Here is an 18,644-nt window from a genome sequence, read left to right as displayed (position 1 = left end):
GCGGCTTGCGTTACTGCAGCGAGCCACTGCCCTGCAGCTTGGACTCGGCATCCTGCGACAGCAGGCGGTTCACGTCCTGCAGGTCGGTGATGTCGAGCTTGCCGATCGCCTGGCCCAGCAGCAGGCGGTTCTGCAGGAAGGTGTAGCGCGACTGTGCGTAGTTCAGCTGCGCCTGGAACAGGGTGCGCTGGTTCTGCACCACGTCCAGCACGGTGCGCGTGCCGACTTCCAGGCCGACCTGCGAGGCGTCATATGCGGCCTGCGCGGAGACCACGGCCAGGCGACGCGCTTCCACTTCGCTGATGCCGGCAACCACGGTCTGGTAGGCATTGCGCGTATTGCGGTCCAGCGCGCGCTTCTGCTGCTCGTAGGTGTCCTGCTGGATATCGCGGCGTGACAACGCCTGGCGCACGGCCGACTGGGTGGCGCCGCCGGCAAAGATCGGAATCGACAGCGTGATGCCGATCGAATCGGTGTCGATATCGCGATTGTTGGTTGTGAAGTTGCCCGCGGCTTCATCCACCGGGCCACCACCGCCCCAGCTGTTGGTTCGCCCCACGCTACCGGACAGATTGAGGGTCGGGTAATGACCTGCACGCGCAGCATCGACCTGTGCCTCGGCAGCGCTGACCTGCAACTGCTGCGACTTCAGCGCCGGGTTGTCGGCGATGGCAGTGGCCACCAACTGATCGACATTGCTGTACGCCGCCGGGACTTCCGGGCGGAAATCTTCGGGAAGTGCGCGCAAGGACGTGACCGGCTGGCCGGTGAGTTCGGTCAAGGCCTGGTAGTAATCCTTCAAGGTGTTGCGCGCGTTGATCGTGTCGGCACGCGCCTGGTCGTACTGGGCGCGCGCTTCGTGCACGTCGGTGATCGGGGCCAGGCCCACTTCCAGGCGCTTGTCGGCGTAGTCGAACTGCTTCTTGGCGGCCGCTTCGTTGGTCTCTGCCGCCGCCAGCGATTCGATGCCGACCAGGACCTGGAAATACGCCGCCGAGGTGCGGGTGATCAGGTCGTTGTTGGCCGATTCCAATGTGAAGTCGGCTGCCTTGGCCACTTCGCGCTGCGCGCGCAGGGTGGCGAACTGCGACCAGTTGAAGATGGTCTGGCTGCCCTGGATTGCATACTGACGCTGCTTGGTGGTGGACCGACCAGGCAAGCCCTCGAGTTCACGATGCGCTTGCGTGAACCCGGCAGTGCCGTCCAACTGCGGCAACAAGGCCGCACGCGCCTGCACCTGACCCTCCCGATTGACCAGCCGGGTGGACTCGGCCACTGCCAGCTGCGGATCGCCGTTGCGGGCCATTTCGTAGACCTGCAGCAGATCGGTGGCGTTCGCGGCCATCGGAGACAGGGCGGCGGCCAGCGCCAGGACGAGGGATCGGCGGATCATCGGGGAAGCTTCCTTGGGAATCAGAATCAGAATTGGAATCGGGGCGTCGGTGCGGCGCCCTGGAGATAGGCGAGGTCGGTTTCGAACAACGATTCGATGCGCGGAGCGTTGACGTCGCCACGGACCAGGACGGCTTCCATCACCGGCGCGTGACCGCGAACCACGAACAAACGCCCGTTCGGGCGCAGCCACTGCAGCCACTGCGTCGGCAGCGACTCGACCGCGCCGGTCACGCAGATGGCATCGAAGCGGCGCTCGCTCTGCCAGCCGAACACATCGGCGGTTTCGATACGCACGTTGCTGCCCAACCCGCTGCCATCCAGATTGGCGCGTGCGGTGGCGGCCTGGGCCGGATCGATCTCCAGGCTCAGCACTTCGCGCGCCAGCGCAGCCAGGCAGGCGGTGGAAAACCCGCTGCCGGTGCCGATTTCCAGCACGTCTTCGCCCGGCTGCAGGTCCAGCGCCTGCAGCATGCGGCCCTCCACCACCGGCTTCATCATCTTGTGGCCGGCCGACAGCGGGATTTCCACATCGACATAGGCCAGGGTCTTGTAGGCCTCGGGCACGAAGGCCTCGCGCGGCAGGCGCGCCAGCACCTCGAGCACGCGCAGGTCCAGCACGTCCCATGGCCGGATCTGCTGTTCGACCATCTTTTCGCGGGCCTGGGAGAAATCGATCGTCATGGTGCAGTCATCCAACGCGGTGGGGCAGGCATTTTACCGGTGCACGGGGCAACTGGCGCATCTAGCATCGCTGCGCACCGGCAAACGACGCAGTGCCGGAAGTCATCGCCACCAAAGGCCGGGCACGGTCAGCGCGGCGCATACGCCCTCAAAAAGAAATCCACGCTGGCCTGCAGGTGCTCGTCCACCTGCGCGCGGGTGGGCTGGCCGTGCAGGCCGCACATCATCAGCGCATACAGCTCACCCTTGAGCAGGCAGAAGAATTGCGAGGCAGCACGTGCCACATCGTCGATCATCAACTGGCCGTCGGTCACGCGCGCGGACAGGAAATCGGCCAGCGCCTGCTGGGTTCGCTTGGGGCCGGCATCCCAGAACATCTCGCGCACATGCACGTCGCCCGTGCCGGGCGCCATCATCATGCGGTGGGTGGCGATGGCCGATTCGGTGCTGACCATGGCGAAGAAGGCGTCGGCGATTTCGATCAGCTGGTCGCGCAGCGCCCCCTCGGGAGCGTGATCGAACAGGTCGTCCGGCATCATGTGCTGGCATTGTGCACGGATCGCCTCGGAAAACAGGCTCTCCTTGTCGCCAAAATGGCTGTACACGGTGAGTTTGGACACGCCCGCCTGGGCAGCGATGCCATCCATGCTGACACCGGCATATCCCTGCTCCATGAACATGGTGCGGGCGGCGCCAAGAATGGCGGCACGTTTCCCAAGATCCTTGGGTCGTCCGGGGCCGTTGCTCCTGGCCTTGGACTTGAGGGGGGGCGAGCTGGACATGTCGCCAATACTAGACCATCCGGTTCTATATTTATACTCGCCGCCTGCCAAAGGCCTTGAAGCACTCAGAAACGGTTACGTCCACGCGTTGGTTGCGCACCAGCTTGGTTATGGCGGGTAATTGTTTCACCTGAATGCCTACCGGTGTCATGGTGTGTCTCATCCGTGTGGGGAATCCACCTAGCGCGTTGAAAAAGCCCCGGTGATAGATTGACTAACGGTGCGTCGGCGCAAAGCCGGCGGCACCTTTTGCCAACACAACGAGGGACGGGAGCGTGGACAGGGTCGGGGCGCATACGCATACGGGCTGCGTCCGCAGCACATGCGTGCGGCGGACCGGGCTGCTGTGGCGGTGGGTCGTGCTGGCCTGCGTGCTGTTCGGCGCGTGGCCGGCCGGCGCCCAGCTGCCGACCCATACCGCGTATCACACCGTCACGCGCTGGAGCATGGACGACGGCCTGCCGCACAACCTGGTGCATGCGGTGGCGCAGGGGGCCGATGGCCTGATCTGGCTGGGCACCTGGGAAGGCGTGGCGCGTTTCAACGGCCGCGACTTCACCGTGTATGACCGTCAGAACACACCGGGCGTCGAGCTGGGGGGCGTATTCGTGGTGGTCCGCGACAGCACCGGCGGGATGCTGTTCGGCACCGCATTCGACGGGGTCTACCACTACCAGGACGGCAACTGGCAGCAGCTGGGCGGTGCGTCGGCGCGGCATCTGGCGGTCAGCGCGTTGCTGCGACGCGCCGATGGCGCGTTGTGGGTAGGCACGCCGCAGACGCTGTACCGCATCGAGCCGGACGGGCGGATGGTGGACGTCGGTCGCCAGGCCGGCCTGCCGCGCGCGCGCATCACCGCGCTGGCGGCCGATACCGACGGCGCTCTGTGGGTGGGTACCGAAGTCGGGCTCTATCGTCTGCCCCCCGATGGGGCTGCCGCCGAGGCCTGGGGCAAGGCGCATGGCATGCGCGCCGCACCGGTGCGACGGCTGGCCAGCGATCGTCAGGACGGCCTGCTGGTCGCCGGTGACGACGGCGTGTGGTGGTGGAGCCGCGGCGGCGGCCTGCAGCGGTTCCGGCAGGGCCAGCGGGTGGATGCCCTGCTGCTGGATCGGCGTGGGCATCTGTGGATGAGCCTGCCGTCGGGCACGCTGGTGGTGCACGGCGGTGCGGACGCGCCGGACGAACAGATCGCCATTTCAGGCGTCGCCAGCCCGGCGCTGCTGGAAGACGCCGAGGGCCTGATCTGGGTCGGCAGCACGCACGGCCTGTTCCGCATTGCCGAAGGCGCCGCGCACGGCGTCACCCACGAGGACGGCCTGGCTTCGGACTACGTGCGCACCGTGTTGCAGACCGGCGACGGCACCGTGTGGGTGGGCAGCGCAGTGGGCCTGGACCGCTGGCGCAACAATCGGATCAGCCGGGTGTCGGTGGTGCCGAAGCAGGGCGGACGCGTGCTGGAGCAATCGGTGCTGGCCCTGGCCGATGCCGGCGATGGCGGGGTCTGGGCCGGCACGTACAGCCAGGGCGTGGTGCGCCTGGACGCGCAAGGTCGCGTGCTGGCGCGCATCGGCGCGGCCGAGGGCCTGCCGTCGCTGTCGGTGCGCGCGGTGTTGCCCGACGGGGAAACGCTGTGGATCGGCACCACTGCCGGGCTGGTACGTTGGCGCAATGGCAAGGCACGCCGCTACACCGCCGCCGATGGCGTCCCCGATGGCTCGGTGCAGGTGCTGTATCGCGATACGCAGGGCAACGTGTGGATCGGCACCGATCGCGGCATGACCGCGCTGTCGGCAAACGGCAGCACGCGCGCATGGCTGGGCGAGCAGGATTTTCCCGGGCAGAACGCCTTCGATTTCCTGCGCGATGCCAAGGGGGATCTGTGGATCGCCAGCGACCGCGGCCTGCTGCGCCTGAGTGGAGAGACCTTCCGCGTCTACGACCACCGGGTCGGGCTGCCGCGCGACAAGGTGTTCCGGGTGATCGACGACGGCCGCGGTTACTTCTGGTTGTCGAGCAACCATGGCGTGTTCCGCATCGCGCGCAGCAACTTCGACCAGATCGATGCCGGCACGCGCGAGCAGTTGAGTGTGGAAGTGGTGGATCGCAGCGACGGCATGCCCGGCAATCAGGGCAACGGCAGCAGCGCACCGGCCGGCTGGATGACCCGGTCCGGGCAGTTGCTGTTTCCCACCGCCGCCGGCCTGGGCGTGATCGACCCGGCACGCGTGGGCACCTTGCAAGGCCATCGCGTGCCGATCGTGTTCGAGCGGCTGCTGGTCGACGGCATGGTGCAGCCGCTCAATGGCCCGCATCGCTTCGGTGCCGAGACCCGGCGCATCGCCATCGGCTATGCCGGATTGAATTTTCGTGGCCCGGACAAGGTGCGCTACCGCTACCGGCTGGAAGGCTTCGACCCGGACTGGGTGGACGCCGACAGCGCCAGCGAGGCGGTCTACACCAATCTGCCGCCGGGCCGTTTCCGTTTCCGCGTCCAGGCGATGTCGCTGCCGGTGGACTGGCGGCAGACCGCGTTGTTGGGCGAATCCAGCCTGCTGATCGCACTGGCGCCGCCGTGGTGGCGGCGTGGCGAAGTGATCGCCCTGGGCATCGTCGGGCTGTGCGGCCTGATCTACGGGTTTTATCTGTGGCGTACCGCCAGCTATCGCCGTCGTCAGCGCCAGCTCAACACGGTGATCGACGCGCGCACCCGCGAGCTGAGCGACAAGAACCTCGCGCTGCAGCAGGCCAGCCAGGAGCGCGAAGCCCTGATGCGCCAGCTCGAATACCGCGCCAGCCACGACGTGCTGACCGCCTTGCCCAATCGGCGCGAGGCCGAGCGTGTCCTGCAGCACTGGTTCGATGATGCGCGCGCCGGAGGCCCCCCGCTGGCGTTGGTGCTGATGGATATCGACCACTTCAAGCGCATCAACGACGAGTACGGCCATGAGGTCGGCGATGCGGTGCTGCGCGCGATCGGCGAAGCGTTCAGCGAGCAGGATCAGGCGCAGTGCTTCGCCGCGCGCCATGGCGGCGAAGAGTTTCTGCTGGCGGCAGTGGGCGTGGACGTTGCACAGGCGCGCGCGCTGTTCGAGCGCATGCGTCGGCGGCTGGCGGCAATCGGCATCGAGGCGCAGGGAGCGACGGTGCGCTGCACCGCCAGCATGGGCATGGCGATGAGCGATGAAGCACCGAGCCGCCGCGAATTGCTGGCACTGGCAGACCGCCGCCTGTACCAGGCCAAGCGGCTGGGGCGCGACCGCCTGGTGGACCGGTAAGCCTGTCGCGTTGCCGGGTGCGTGGCGCTGCCGCGCTCACTCCTGCACGTGGTCCGCCTGGGCATTCAACAAGGCGACAAAGGCCTGCGCGGCGCGCGACAAGGTGCGCCCGCCATGGGTCACGCAGCCCAGCTCGCGCGACAGCGCCACATCGGGCAAGGGTAGCGCCACGATCTGGTGATCGATCATGCGTTCCGGCAAGACGCTCCACGCAAGGCCGACCGACACCAGCATCTTGATCGTCTCCAGATAGTTGGTGGTCATGCGCAGGCTCGGCACCAGGGCGCGTTCGGCAAACAGGCCGGCGACGATGCGATGGGTGAACGTGCCCGGGTCCGGCAGCACCGCCGGATGCGCCACCACATCTTCCAGCGACACCGCGCGCAATGCCGCCAGCGGGTGATCGGGCGCCACCACGAACTGCAGGCGGTCATGCCAGATCGGTTGCGCGCGCAGCGGCGCACGCGTGTCCGGTGCCAGCGTGGTGACCGCCAGCTCCACCTCGCCGCGCAGCACCGCGGCATAGGCCAGCTCCGAATCCAGGAACTGGATGTCCAGCGCTGCGTGAGGATGCTCCGCAGCGAAGCGGCGCAGCAGGGCGGGCAGGCGATGCAGGCCGACATGATGGCTGGTGGCCAGGCTCAGCCGCCCGCCGACCGCTGCGCCAAGATGCTCCAGCACGCGGCGGGTGTCCTGCAGCTCGGCCAGGATGCGTTGCGCGCGCGGCAGCAAGGCCTGGCCGGCCTCGGTCAGCACTACCTGGCGGCCCAGGCGGTCGAACAATCGCGCCGACAGCTGCCCTTCCAGCAGGGCGATGCGTTTGCTCACCGCCGGCTGGGTCAGGTGCAGGGTCTCGCCGGCGGCCGAGAAGCTGCCGCTTTCGGCAATCGCCACGAAGGCGCTGAGGCTTGCCAGGTCCATTGCCATTCCCAAATTTCATTTGTTGAATAAACAATATGAATTTGCGTTATCGAAGGCAAGCTCCTAGCATCGAATGCAGCCAGGTGGGCACTCCCACCATCCGCCAACCGGATCGCCGCAATGACTGCCAAGACGCTGTACGACAAGCTGTGGGACCTGCACGAGGTCACGCGCCGCGACGATGGTTCGTCGCTGATCTACATCGACCGCCACATCCTGCATGAAGTGACCTCGCCGCAGGCGTTCGAAGGCCTGCGCCTGGCCGGGCGCAAGCCGTGGCGCATCGATGCCAACATCGCCACGCCCGATCACAACGTGCCAACCACGCGGGCCGAGCGCCAGGGCGGGCTGGAGTCGATCTCCGACGAAGTCTCGCGCCTGCAGGTGCAGACCCTGGACGAGAACTGCGACGACTTCGGCATCCTCGAGTTCAAGATGAACGATGCGCGCCAGGGCATCGTGCATGTGGTCGGCCCGGAGCAGGGCGCCACCTTGCCGGGCATGACCGTGGTCTGCGGCGATTCGCACACCTCCACGCATGGCGCGTTCGGCGCGCTGGCGCACGGCATCGGCACCTCCGAGGTCGAGCATGTGCTGGCCACGCAATGCCTGATCGCCAAGAAGATGAAGAACATGCAGGTGCGGGTGGAAGGCACGCTGCCGTTCGGGGTGACCGCCAAGGACATCGTGCTGGCGGTGATCGGCAGGATCGGCACCGCCGGTGGCAACGGCCATGCGCTGGAATTTGCCGGCAGCGCGATCCGCGACCTGTCGATGGAAGGGCGCATGACCATCTGCAACATGTCCATCGAAGCCGGTGCGCGCGTGGGCATGGTGGCGGTGGACGAAAAGACCATTGCCTACGTGCAGGGCCGCCCGTTCGCGCCCAGGGGGGCCGACTGGGAGGCTGCCGTTGCACTGTGGCGCACGCTGGTCTCCGATGCGGACGCGCACTTCGACACCGTGGTGGAGCTGCGTGCCGAAGACATCAAGCCGCAGGTCAGCTGGGGCACCTCGCCGGAAATGGTGCTGGCGGTGGACCAGCAGGTGCCGGACCCGGCCACCGAACAGGACCCGACCCGGCGCGACTCGATCGAGCGCGCGCTGAAGTACATGGGCCTGCGGGCAAACCAGCCGATCACCGAGATCCGCCTGGATCGCGTGTTCATCGGCTCGTGCACCAACTCGCGCATCGAGGACCTGCGCGCGGCCGCCGCGGTGGCCAGGGGCCGCAAGGTGGCTTCCACCATCAAGCAGGCGCTGGTGGTGCCGGGCTCGGGCCTGGTCAAGGCGCAGGCCGAAGCCGAAGGCCTGGACAAGGTGTTCCTGGAGGCCGGGTTCGAATGGCGCGAGCCGGGGTGCTCGATGTGCCTGGCCATGAATCCGGACAAGCTGGGCAGCGGCGAGCATTGCGCCTCCACCTCCAACCGCAACTTCGAAGGCCGCCAGGGCGCCGGCGGCCGCACCCATCTGGTCAGCCCGGCAATGGCCGCAGCGGCGGCGGTCAGCGGGCATTTTGTCGATGTGCGTGACCTTGGAGATTCGGGAATAGGGATTCGGGATTCGTAAAAAGCGCTCCGCCATCCCCAGCCTTTTCGAATCCCCAATCCCCAATCCCCAATCCCGGCCTCCCAATGACCCCTTTCACCCAACACACCGGACTGGTGGCGCCGCTGGATCGCGCCAATGTCGATACCGACCAGATCATTCCCAAGCAATTCCTCAAGTCGATCAAGCGCACCGGCTTCGGGCCGAACCTGTTCGACGAATGGCGGTATCTGGATATCGGCGAGCCCGGCCGCGACAACAGCCAGCGCCCGCTCAACCCGGAGTTCGTGCTCAATTTCCCGCGCTATCAGGGCGCCAGCGTGCTGCTGGCGCGCGAGAACTTCGGTTGCGGTTCCTCGCGCGAGCACGCGCCGTGGGCGCTGGACGAATACGGCTTCCGTGCGGTGATCGCGCCCAGCTTTGCCGACATCTTCTTCAACAACAGTTTCAAGAACGGCCTGCTGCCGATCGTGCTGGCCGAAGCGGAAGTGGACGCTTTGTTCGCGCAATGCCTGGCCACCGAGGGCTACCGACTCACCGTGGATCTGGCCGCACAGCGCGTGCGCCGCCCCGATGGCGTGGAATACGGCTTCGAGATCGATGCGTTCCGCAAGCACTGCCTGCTCAACGGGCTGGACGATATCGGCCTGACCCTGCAGGACGCCGATGCGATCGGCCGCTTCGAGCAAGGGCATCGCGCGCGTCAACCGTGGCTGTTCGGCGCGCTGCAGTAATTCCGCCGGCACGTACCAACGCCCCGGTTGCGTCAGGACGTGCTGCGCTGTGTTGATTTCACTGACGAGGATTGCATGAGCAAGCAGATTCTGATTCTTCCCGGCGACGGCATTGGCCCGGAGATCATGGCCGAAGCGGTCAAGGTGCTGACGCGCATCGATGCGCAGCACGGACTGGGCTTCGGCCTGGTGTACGACGAACTGGGCGGCGCGGCCTACGACAAGTACGGCAGCCCGCTGGCCGACGAAACGCTGGAGCGCGCACGCGCCGCCGATGCGGTGCTGCTGGGCGCGGTGGGTGGCCCGCAATGGGACAGCATCGATCCGGCGCTGCGCCCGGAGCGCGGCCTGCTCAAGATCCGCTCGCAGCTCGGATTGTTCGCCAATCTGCGCCCGGCGCTGCTGTATCCGCAGCTGGCCGAGGCCTCCACGCTCAAGCCGGAGGTGGTGTCCGGGCTGGATCTGTTGATCCTGCGCGAGCTCACCGGCGGCATTTATTTCGGTCAGCCGCGGGGCACGCGCACGCTGGATAACGGCGAGCGCCAGGCCTACGACACGCTGCCCTACAGCGAAAGCGAGATCCGCCGCATCGCCAAGGCCGGCTTCGAGATGGCACGCCTGCGCGGCAAGAAGCTGTGCTCGGTCGACAAGGCCAACGTACTGGCATCGAGCCAGCTATGGCGTGCCGTCGTCGAAGAAGTGGCCAAGGACTATCCGGACATCGCGCTGTCGCACATGTACGTGGACAACGCGGCGATGCAGCTGGTGCGTGCGCCCAAGCAGTTCGATGTGATCGTGACCGACAACATGTTCGGCGACATCCTGTCCGACCAGGCGTCGATGCTCACCGGCTCGATCGGCATGCTGCCTTCGGCTTCGCTGGATGCCAACAGCAAGGGCATGTACGAGCCGTGTCATGGCTCGGCGCCGGATATCGCCGGCAAGGGCATCGCCAATCCGCTGGCCACCATCCTGTCGGTGGCCATGATGCTGCGCTACACCTTCGCGCAGGCTGCTGCAGCAGATGCGATCGAGCAGGCGGTCGGCAAGGTGCTCGACCAGGGATTGCGCACGGCCGACATCTGGTCCGAAGGCACCACCAAGGTGGGCACGGTGGCAATGGGTGATGCGGTGGTGGCCGCGCTGTGAAAAGCGCTTGCCTCCTTGAGTCATGCGGCTCCAGTGGGGCTGTCATGGTGCTGGACGCTGGCCACTTTGTTTGGCTGGTTGAATGCTTCCCGAGCATGATCAGCCAGCCAAACTCCCCGTTTATCTACCTGCCGTCGATAACCACCGGCGGTGTCTGAGCGCATGTTGGCATGGCCGCTTATGTGGCCTGCCTGGACGGACGTGCAGCGTGTCCGGGCAGATAGTGCTGGAGTGTCGCAGTCGTCCCGGCCGGTAGCCTCCGGCGTGGTCTCCACGAGAGACTGTTATCTCCAGACATCGCAATCGACACAAAAATTCGTTCGGCACGGTCACCCAGTCGCTGCGGTGTGCGATGGTGTGGGCGTGTAGGCATTGGGCCTGCCGTCGTATGCCGGCAGCGCGTCGACTCGCGTGTCATCGTCATCGTTAACCCGTCGTTTGCAGGGTAGATCTGCATGTCCGTCCGAGTCGTACATCCCAGCTTTCACCTACGACCGTCGCGCCTGGCGCTTGTGCTGCTGGCGGGAGCGGCGCCGTCGTTTCCTGCAGCGGCGCAGGAAACGTCAACCGCCACGCGCCAGCTGGACACGATCACCGTCACCGGCTCGCGCATCGCGCGTGCGCAGGTGGAGGGTCCGGCGCCGGTGGCCGTCATCACTGCCGAGGACATCCGCAAGCAGGGCTTCAGCACCGTGTGGGAATCCCTCGGTACGCTGACCCAGTTCAGTGGCAGTGCCTTCAACGAAAGCGACCAGACAGGCAGTTCGCCCAACGGCCAGTATCTCAACCTGCGTGGCCTGGGCCCGGGCTATCAGCTGATCCTGCTCAACGGCAAGCGCATGGCCGATTATCCGCAGTCCTACGGCGCCAACGGCACCGCGGTCAGCCTGGGCAGCATCCCGGCCGCAGCGGTAGAGCGCATCGAGGTGATGAGTGGCGGCGCCTCGGCGATCTACGGCTCCGATGCGGTGGCCGGCGTGGTCAACATCATCACCAAGCGCGATTTCAGCGGCAACACGCTGCGCCTGCGTGGCGGCACAACCACGCGCGGCGGCGGCGATACCGGCCAGCTGCAATGGAGCGGCGGGCGCACCGGCGACCGCTGGAGCCTGACCTATGCGTTCGAAAGGCTTGGCCGCGAAGCGATCGTTGCCCGCCAGCGCGACTTCCTGGATTCGTACTACGACCATCCCGACAACAAGGCCGACCCGGTCAGCCCCAATGCCTCGATCTCCGGCATCTACCTGCGCCGCGGCAACACTTATCTCTGGCCGAGCGGCGGCGCGTTGTCGACTTCGGCCAGCGCGCTGGACGCGACCTGCGCGGCGACCAACCCGTCGTTCGTGCCGTACAAGACCTCCGACAACCTGGCCGCGCCAAACCGCTGCGGGGCGTTCGGCTACTACGAAGGCCGCTCGGTGCAGAATGGCTACGGCAAGACCTCGGGCTACCTGTCCGGCAGTTTCGATTTCAGCGACAGCGTCACCGGCTACGCGCAGGTGCTGGCCAACCGTTCCAAGGACGAAAGCTCCAGCCAGACCCACTACTACATCGGCGAAGGCGCGTTCACCGTCTACGACCCGGCCCTGGGCCTGGTCACCGCGCAGCGCATCTTCCTGCCTTCGGAAGTGGGTGGGATCAAGAACATCGAGTACGACGAGACGTCTTGGAACCTCAACTCAGGCGTGCGCGGCAAGCTGTTCGACGGCCGCTTCGACTGGGATGCGAGCGTGTCGCTGTCGCGCTACGACATCACCACGCATCGGCCGCGCTTCCTCACCAACGCGGTGCGCGACTACTACATGGGTCCGGTGCTGGGCCATCGCCCGGACGGCACCGAGATCCGCCAGTTCTATCCCGACAGGCTGTTCGCGCCGGGCAGCGCGGCGCTGTACGACCAGCTCACCACCGACGTAGTCAGCCGCGGCGAATCCAGCACCGACCAGGCGCAGTTCGTGTTCAGCGGCGACCTGTTCGAACTGCCGGCCGGCATGCTGCAGATCGCCACTGTGCTGGAGGCGGCGCGGCAGACGTACGAGCTTCAGCCAGATCCGCGCACCACCGTGGACTACACCGGCAACGAGCGCATCTACAACCTCACCCAGACCCCCGGCGGCGGCCCGCGCGACCGCTACGCCGCCGGCGTAGAGCTGCGTGTGCCGATCTTCAGCCGGCTCAACGCGACGCTGGCCGGGCGCTACGACAAGTACGACGACATTACCTCGGTCGACGACGCCACCACCTGGCAGGTCGGGCTGGAATGGCGGCCGTTCGACAGTCTGCTGCTGCGTGGCAGCCATGCCACCAGTTTCCGCGCGCCGGACCTGTTGTGGATCTACGCAGGCACCAGCGCCAACAACCCCACCGTCACCGACGAATACCTATGCCGCCGCGACGGGCTGGATCCGCTGTCGGTCGCCTGTTCGAGCGCGCACGAATACCAGACCTTCTCCACCCAGTCGTCCAATCCGCTGCTGGAAGAGGAGAAGGGCACCTCGACCACACTGGGCTTGGTCTGGGACGTGCTGCCGGCGCTGTCGCTGAGCGCGGACTACTACCGCATCGAACTGCGAGGGCGGGTCGAATCAATCTCCAGCGAGAGCCTACTGGAGAACAACGCCAACTGCCTGCTCGGCCGTGATCGCGCGGGCAATCCGGTCGATACCGCGTCGGCCGCCTGTCAGTTCTACATCCAGTCGGTGACCCGCAGCCCTGGCACCGATCTCACCGCCGAGGGCCAAATCACCGCGTTCGAGACCTTCCCGATCAACCAGTCGCTGATGCGCACCGACGGCGTGGACGCCACCCTGCGCTACCGCCTCGACCTCGGCGACTGGGGCGCGCTGGGCCTTCAGGCCGGCTACACCCGCGTGCTGAAGATGGAGGTGGCGCAGTTCGCCGGTGCCAAGCCGGTGGACGTGATGAACGATGTCGATTACCTGGCGTTCCGCACCCGCGCCAACTGGCGCCTGAACTGGAGCGTCGGCAAGTGGACGACCAGCATGTACGGCTATCGATACGGCTCGCGCCCCAACTACGCCGAGACCGGGCGGGTGGCGCCGTACGTGATCTGGAACGCGGACATCGCCAAGCAGATCACTGACAAGGCCACGCTCGGCCTCAGCGTGGTGAACATATTCGATAGGATCCACCCGCGCGACGATACCTATACTGCGTGGCCATACTTTCCGCGCGTCTACAGCGCGATCGGGCGACAGTTGTACGCCAACTTCACCTACAAATTTTGAAGTACGCACCTGTTGTGCCACGGGGGCGACAGGAAGCTGCCGCAAGGGCTGAGCAGAACCCGGATTGCGCCATCACGATTTCCTGCCGACCCTGCGCTCGGGCTCAAATCCGAACGGCCAACATATCGCTTCGTTGGGCGCCCGGAGTGGATCGGAGCGGTAGATCGCTACACTGTGTGTTACGCCACCGCCGCCGTCTTGCCGGCTACCACGCCGCGCTCGCGTTGGCGCAGCAACCGGTTTGCCACATCCAGCCACGCCAGTGCGCTGGCTTCGATGATGTCCTTGCTGGTGCCGGTGCCTTCGTATTCCACGCCGTCGTGGCGCACGCTCAGGCTGGCTTCGCCACGCGCATCCGCGCCGATGCCCACGCTGTGGACCTGGTAGCTGTCCAGCTCCAGCTTCACGCCGGTGGCCGAGGCCAAGGCCCCGAAGAGTGCATCCACCGGCCCGTTGCCCTGCGCGGTCTCGGCCACGCGGTTACCTTCCGGATCGGACAATTCCACCAAGGCGTTCGCACGGCTGCCCACATCGCTGATGGTCATCGACGCCAGGCGGTAACCTTCCTGCACGGTGGCGTCCTGCATCATCGCCTGCAGGTCGGCGTCGGTGACCACGCGCTGCTTTTCGCACAGCGCCTTGAACTGCTCGAACACCAGCTTGACTTCTTCTTCTTCCAGCAAGTAACCCAGTGCACGCAGGCGCTGTTCCACCGCGGCGCGGCCGCTGTGGCGGCCAAGCACCATCTGCGAGGACTCCCAGCCCACGTCTTCCGGGCGCATGATTTCGTAGGTGCCGCGATGGCGCAGCATGCCGTGCTGGTGGATGCCCGATTCGTGCGCGAACGCGTTGCCGCCCACCACCGCCTTGTTGCGCTGCACCGGCATGCCGACCAGGCGCTGCAGCAACTGCGAGGTGGAGACGATGCGCGGGGTGTTGATGTCGGTATCGATGTTGTAGAACGCACCGCGCACCTTCAGTGCCATGGTGATTTCTTCCAGCGCGCAGTTGCCCGCACGCTCGCCGATACCGTTGATGGTGCATTCGACCTGGCGTGCGCCGCCTTCGATGGCAGCCAGCGAATTGGCCACGGCCAGGCCCAGGTCGTTGTGGCAGTGCGCACTGAAGATGACCCTGTCGGCGCCTTCCACGCTGGCGATCAGGCGCGAGAACATGCCGCGGATTTCTTCCGGCGTGGTGAAGCCCACCGTGTCGGGCAGGTTGATCGTGGTGGCGCCGGCCGCGATCGCCACGCGGGTGACCTCGATCAGGAAATCTTCCTCTGTGCGCGTGGCGTCTTCGGCAGAAAACTCCACATCGTCGATGTAGCTGCGCGCCAACGTCACGTGCTTGTGTACCGATTCCAGCACCTGCTCGCGGCTCATGCGCAGCTTGTGCTCGCGGTGCAACGGGCTGGTGGACAGGAAGACATGCAGGCGCGGATTGGCGGCCGCTTCCAGCGCGCGTGCGGAGGTTTCGATATCGGCCTGCAGGCAGCGCGACAGCACCGCCAGCGTGGGGCGACGCAACTCGCGGCCGATCATCGCAACGGCCTCGCGGTCCGACAGCGAACTGGCCGGGAAACCGGTTTCGATGATGTCCACGCCGAGCTCGTCCAGCGCGCGCGCCATGACCAGCTTCTGCTGGGGCGTCATGCTGCAGCCGGGGGATTGCTCGCCGTCGCGCAGGGTGGTGTCGAAAATTCGGATACGCGGGGTCTGGTTGGATACGGTCGTGTTCACCAGGATGACTCCTCTACGGCGATGGCGGTGACAGGCGTTGAAGCGACTGCGGATGGGCGGGAAAAAGCGGGTGTTTCGGGAAGTGACTTGGCGCTGCGTTCGCTGCGCAGCCGCTCGGTATTGCGGCGACGCGGCTTGCGTGGCGGACGCGGCCGCACCTCGGACAAGAGTGTGGCCAACACGGTTGCGTCGATATTACCGCCAGAGACCACCGCGCACTTGCGTTTGCCTGAAACGCGGCGACCGGCGGCCAGGGCCAGCGCACCAGCGCCCTCGGCGATGACGTGTTCTTCCAAGGCCAGACGCACCAGCGTCTCGCGCAATTCGGCCTCGCGCACGATCACTACATCGTCAAGCAGGCTGGAGCACAGGCGGCGGGTCAGAAAGCCGGGAATCTTGACCTTCACGCCGTCGGCCAGCGTGGCGACGGGAGTGATCTCGCGCAGATCGCCGCGCACGGCACGGGCCATGGAGTCGACGCCCTCCACCTGCGCGCCGACGATGCGCACGCCTTGCGATTTCAGCGCCAGCGCCACCCCGGAGGCCAACCCGCCGCCGCCGATCGGCACGATCACCACGTCAGGCGCATGCGCGGCCAGTTCGATGCCGACCGTGCCTTGCCCGGCGATCACGTCCGGGTCGTCGAAGGCGGACAGGAAGCGATAGCCGTTCTGGTCGGCCAGCTCGCGCGCGAACGCAAACGCTTCGTCGTAGCTGTTGCCATGCTGGCGCACGGTGGCGCCCCAGTGCGCGACGCCGGCGATCTTGGTCTGCGGCGCGCCGTAGGGCATCACCGTGATGGCCTGCACACCCAGCCGATAGGCCGACCACGCGACACCTTGCGCGTGATTGCCGGCCGAGGCGCAGATCACCGGACGCTCGTCGCCGCGTTCCAGCCCCGCCAGCAACGCGTTCAATGCGCCGCGCACCTTGTAGGAGCCGGTGCGCTGCAGGTTTTCCAGCTTCAACCACACGCCGAAGCGTTCGGCGTAATGCAGCGGCGTGGGCGACAGGTACTTGCGCAGGCGGGCCTGTGCGGCCAGCACGTCGGCCACGCTGACGGCCACGTCGCCTACGTCTGGCTCCTGCGGGGAGGGGCGGCCGGAATCAGGCATTGCGGCACGCGCACGGCCGATCCGGAAGAAGATACCTCCGGATGGCGGTTTGCTGGTCGCGCGAGGTCTGGGCGTTCATGCCGCGACCTCGACCGAGTCCAGTGCGGTGATCACCACCGACTCGCAGTCGTAGACCTTTTCCAGTTGCAGGCGCAGCGTCTCCGGCGGCCGGGGGCTATCCACGTCCAGTTGCAGATGCCAGCGGCCGGCATCGTCCGGGGCGCAGGCGCCCTGGATGGCGCAGGGACGAAAGCCACGCCGCTCGGTCATGCCGAGCACGCGCACCAAGGCGCCTTCGGCCGGCTTCAGCACCAGATCAAGCCGGTAACGCATGTGGCGTCTCCTTGACCGCATGTGCGGGATTGCTGTCCAGCATGGTGCTGTTGGCGTTGTTGGGCGGCACCAGCGGCCACACGTTGGCGCGCGCGTCGATGGCCACGTGCAGCAAGCCGGGGCCGGGTTGTGCCAGCAGCTCGGCCAGTGCCGCGTCCACGTCGCCACGCGCGATGATGCGCTTTGCCGGGATACCGAACACCTGCGCCAGCGCCGCGAAATCCGGGTTGTCGGACAGATCGATTTCGCTGTAGCGCTCGGCGAAGAACAGTTCCTGCCACTGCCGCACCATGCCCAGCGAACTGTTGTCCAGCAGCACGATCTTCACCGGCAGCTTGCAGCGCGCGATGGTGACCAGCTCCTGCACATTCATCATGAAGCTGCCGTCGCCGGAGACCAGCACCACGGTGCGGTCGGGGCAGGCGAACTGCGCACCCATTGCCGCCGGCAGGCCGAAGCCCATCGTGCCGAGCGCGCCGCTGGTGAGGTGGTTGCGCGGATCGTTGAAGCGGCAATGCTGGGCCACCCACATCTGATGCTGACCCACGTCGCAGGCGATGATGGTGTCGGCCGGGGCCACTTCGCTCAGGCGCTTGAGTAGCGCCGGCGCGTAGATATCGGTGCCAGGCGCGTCGTAACGGGCGCCGAATTTCTCGCGGTTTGCAAAGCAGCGCGTGCGCCATGCCTGGCAATTGCCGCGTGCCGCGCTCAGCGCTTTCAGGCTGGCCGCCACGTCGCCGGGCACGGCAATGTCGGCCGTGCGCAGCTTGGAAATCTCGTAGGCGTCGGCATCCAGGTGGATGACGCGCGCGAAGGGTGCGAACTCGCTCAGCTTGCCGGTGGCACGGTCGTCGAAGCGCGCGCCGACGACGACCAGCAGGTCGCATTCCTGGATGGCCATATTGGCCGCGCGGGTGCCGTGCATGCCCAGCATCCCCAGATAATCCGGATGCGCATGCGGCAACGCGCCCAGGCCGCGCAAGGTCAGCGCGGTCGGAATGCCGGTGGCTTCGACAAAGCGCCGGAACGCCTCCACCGCGCCGGCCAGCGCGATCCCGCCACCGCCATAAACCACCGGGCGTTCGGCACTGGCGATGGCCGCCAGGGCCTGCGCCAGTTTTACATCTTCCGGGGCCGGCGGCGGCAGCACCGCCGCCGGCACGTGGTCGGGCAGATGCGCCGCATCGGCAATCTGCACGTCCTTGGGCAGGTCGATCAGCACCGGCCCGGGACGTCCCTCGCGCGCGATGCGGAACGCTTCGCGCACCATGTCCGGAAGATCCTCCACGCGCCGCACCAGGAAGCTGTGCTTGACGATCGGCATGGTCATGCCGAACACGTCCAGTTCCTGGAACGCATCGGTCCCCAGCAACGGGGTGGCGACCTGGCCGGTCAGGCACACCATCGGGACCGAATCGAGCATCGCATCGGCGATGCCGGTGACCAGGTTGGACGCGCCCGGGCCGGAGGTGGCCACGCACACGCCGACCCGGCCGCTGGCGCGGGCGTAGCCGTTGGCGGCCAGGGCGGCGCCCTGTTCATGACGGACCAGGATGTGCTTGAGCCTGGAATCCACCAGGGCGTCGTAGAACGGCATGATGGTGCCGCCCGGATAACCGAACAGCGTTTCCACGCCCTCGGCTTCCAGGGCCTGCGTCAGCCAGCGCGCGCCGTTGCGGGGCGTGCTGTGTGCGGAGGTGTTCATGCGTTGCGGACCT

At 66.6% G+C, this 18,644-nt stretch carries 13 protein-coding genes; 5 read left to right on the top strand and 8 right to left on the bottom strand.

Annotated elements, in window-relative coordinates:
- Positions 1 to 10: 10 nt before the first annotated feature.
- From C0541_RS16545 to C0541_RS16535, 3 genes are all read right to left on the bottom strand, one after another.
- Positions 11 to 1,393, bottom strand: coding sequence for a TolC family outer membrane protein (locus tag C0541_RS16545; RefSeq protein WP_115049973.1), 1,383 nt, complete (start codon positions 1,391 to 1,393; stop codon positions 11 to 13).
- Between the two features lie 26 nt (positions 1,394 to 1,419).
- The gene (locus C0541_RS16540) at positions 1,420 to 2,076 is read right to left on the bottom strand and encodes a protein-L-isoaspartate O-methyltransferase family protein (protein ID WP_115049971.1); all 657 of its coding nucleotides are present in this window, start codon (positions 2,074 to 2,076) and stop codon (positions 1,420 to 1,422) included.
- 128 nt (positions 2,077 to 2,204) lie between these two features.
- Positions 2,205 to 2,858, bottom strand: a complete 654-nt coding sequence (locus C0541_RS16535) for a TetR/AcrR family transcriptional regulator (RefSeq protein ID WP_115049969.1) — start codon at positions 2,856 to 2,858, stop codon at positions 2,205 to 2,207.
- Between the two features lie 275 nt (positions 2,859 to 3,133).
- Between C0541_RS16535 and C0541_RS16530 the strand changes: the two genes are divergently transcribed.
- The gene (locus C0541_RS16530; RefSeq protein WP_115049967.1) at positions 3,134 to 6,136 is read left to right on the top strand and encodes a ligand-binding sensor domain-containing diguanylate cyclase; all 3,003 of its coding nucleotides are present in this window, start codon (positions 3,134 to 3,136) and stop codon (positions 6,134 to 6,136) included.
- A 36-nt stretch (positions 6,137 to 6,172) separates the two neighbouring features.
- On the opposite strand, the gene C0541_RS16525 is transcribed toward C0541_RS16530, so the two are convergent.
- Entirely contained in the window at positions 6,173 to 7,057 is an 885-nt protein-coding gene (locus C0541_RS16525) for a LysR family transcriptional regulator (RefSeq protein WP_115049964.1), read from the bottom strand.
- A gap of 120 nt (positions 7,058 to 7,177) precedes the next feature.
- Here C0541_RS16525 and leuC point away from each other — a divergent pair, with 120 nt between their 5' ends.
- The 4 genes from leuC (at position 7,178) to C0541_RS16505 (ending at position 13,736) form a co-directional block, all read left to right on the top strand.
- Positions 7,178 to 8,626, top strand: a complete 1,449-nt coding sequence (gene leuC, locus C0541_RS16520) for a 3-isopropylmalate dehydratase large subunit (protein ID WP_115049962.1) — start codon at positions 7,178 to 7,180, stop codon at positions 8,624 to 8,626.
- 65 nt (positions 8,627 to 8,691) lie between these two features.
- Positions 8,692 to 9,339 (top strand): 3-isopropylmalate dehydratase small subunit, encoded by a 648-nt coding sequence (gene leuD, locus C0541_RS16515; RefSeq protein WP_115049960.1) that lies wholly within the window; start codon positions 8,692 to 8,694, stop codon positions 9,337 to 9,339.
- 75 nt (positions 9,340 to 9,414) lie between these two features.
- Positions 9,415 to 10,488 (top strand): 3-isopropylmalate dehydrogenase, encoded by a 1,074-nt coding sequence (gene leuB, locus C0541_RS16510; RefSeq protein WP_115049958.1) that lies wholly within the window; start codon positions 9,415 to 9,417, stop codon positions 10,486 to 10,488.
- Positions 10,489 to 10,943: 455 nt separating this feature from the next.
- Entirely contained in the window at positions 10,944 to 13,736 is a 2,793-nt protein-coding gene (locus C0541_RS16505) for a TonB-dependent receptor plug domain-containing protein (protein ID WP_115049956.1), read from the top strand.
- Between the two features lie 179 nt (positions 13,737 to 13,915).
- Here C0541_RS16505 and C0541_RS16500 read toward each other — a convergent pair whose 3' ends face one another.
- The 4 genes from C0541_RS16500 to ilvG all read right to left on the bottom strand — a co-directional run bounded on the left by C0541_RS16500 (position 13,916) and on the right by ilvG (position 18,631).
- A complete protein-coding gene (locus tag C0541_RS16500) occupies positions 13,916 to 15,478 on the bottom strand; it encodes a 2-isopropylmalate synthase (protein ID WP_115049954.1) in 1,563 nt (520 codons plus the stop codon).
- On the bottom strand, positions 15,475 to 16,545 hold the full coding sequence (locus tag C0541_RS16495; protein WP_238601357.1) for a threonine dehydratase: 1,071 nt from the start codon (positions 16,543 to 16,545) through the stop codon (positions 15,475 to 15,477). The genes C0541_RS16500 and C0541_RS16495 overlap by 4 nt, the downstream gene beginning before the upstream one ends.
- A gap of 123 nt (positions 16,546 to 16,668) precedes the next feature.
- On the bottom strand, positions 16,669 to 16,926 hold the full coding sequence (locus C0541_RS16490) for an ACT domain-containing protein (RefSeq protein ID WP_115049949.1): 258 nt from the start codon (positions 16,924 to 16,926) through the stop codon (positions 16,669 to 16,671).
- Positions 16,910 to 18,631 carry an acetolactate synthase 2 catalytic subunit gene (gene ilvG, locus C0541_RS16485; protein ID WP_115049947.1) on the bottom strand — a complete coding sequence of 574 codons (1,722 nt, stop codon included), beginning with the start codon at positions 18,629 to 18,631 and terminating at the stop codon, positions 16,910 to 16,912. Before ilvG ends, C0541_RS16490 begins: the two co-directional genes overlap by 17 nt.
- Positions 18,632 to 18,644 lie beyond the last annotated feature (13 nt).

Source organism: Xanthomonas arboricola (assembly GCF_003353015.1).
Lineage (GTDB): Bacteria > Pseudomonadota > Gammaproteobacteria > Xanthomonadales > Xanthomonadaceae > Xanthomonas > Xanthomonas arboricola_E.
The sequence above is the reverse complement of the archived record's forward strand: the minus strand, read 5'-3'. Positions and strand labels throughout refer to the sequence as shown.

Excerpts from the sequence above, each read along its gene's own strand:
- C0541_RS16545 (WP_115049973.1), bottom strand. The coding sequence starts at position 1,393 with ATGATCCGCCGATCCCTCGTCCTGGCGCTGGCCGCCGCCCTGTCTCCG.
- C0541_RS16540 (WP_115049971.1), bottom strand. The coding sequence starts at position 2,076 with ATGACGATCGATTTCTCCCAGGCCCGCGAAAAGATGGTCGAACAGCAG.
- C0541_RS16535 (WP_115049969.1), bottom strand. The coding sequence starts at position 2,858 with ATGTCCAGCTCGCCCCCCCTCAAGTCCAAGGCCAGGAGCAACGGCCCC.
- C0541_RS16525 (WP_115049964.1), bottom strand. The coding sequence starts at position 7,057 with ATGGACCTGGCAAGCCTCAGCGCCTTCGTGGCGATTGCCGAAAGCGGC.
- leuC (WP_115049962.1), top strand. The coding sequence starts at position 7,178 with ATGACTGCCAAGACGCTGTACGACAAGCTGTGGGACCTGCACGAGGTC.
- leuD (WP_115049960.1), top strand. The coding sequence starts at position 8,692 with ATGACCCCTTTCACCCAACACACCGGACTGGTGGCGCCGCTGGATCGC.
- leuB (WP_115049958.1), top strand. The coding sequence starts at position 9,415 with ATGAGCAAGCAGATTCTGATTCTTCCCGGCGACGGCATTGGCCCGGAG.
- C0541_RS16505 (WP_115049956.1), top strand. The coding sequence starts at position 10,944 with ATGTCCGTCCGAGTCGTACATCCCAGCTTTCACCTACGACCGTCGCGC.
- C0541_RS16490 (WP_115049949.1), bottom strand. The coding sequence starts at position 16,926 with ATGCGTTACCGGCTTGATCTGGTGCTGAAGCCGGCCGAAGGCGCCTTG.
- ilvG (WP_115049947.1), bottom strand. The coding sequence starts at position 18,631 with ATGAACACCTCCGCACACAGCACGCCCCGCAACGGCGCGCGCTGGCTG.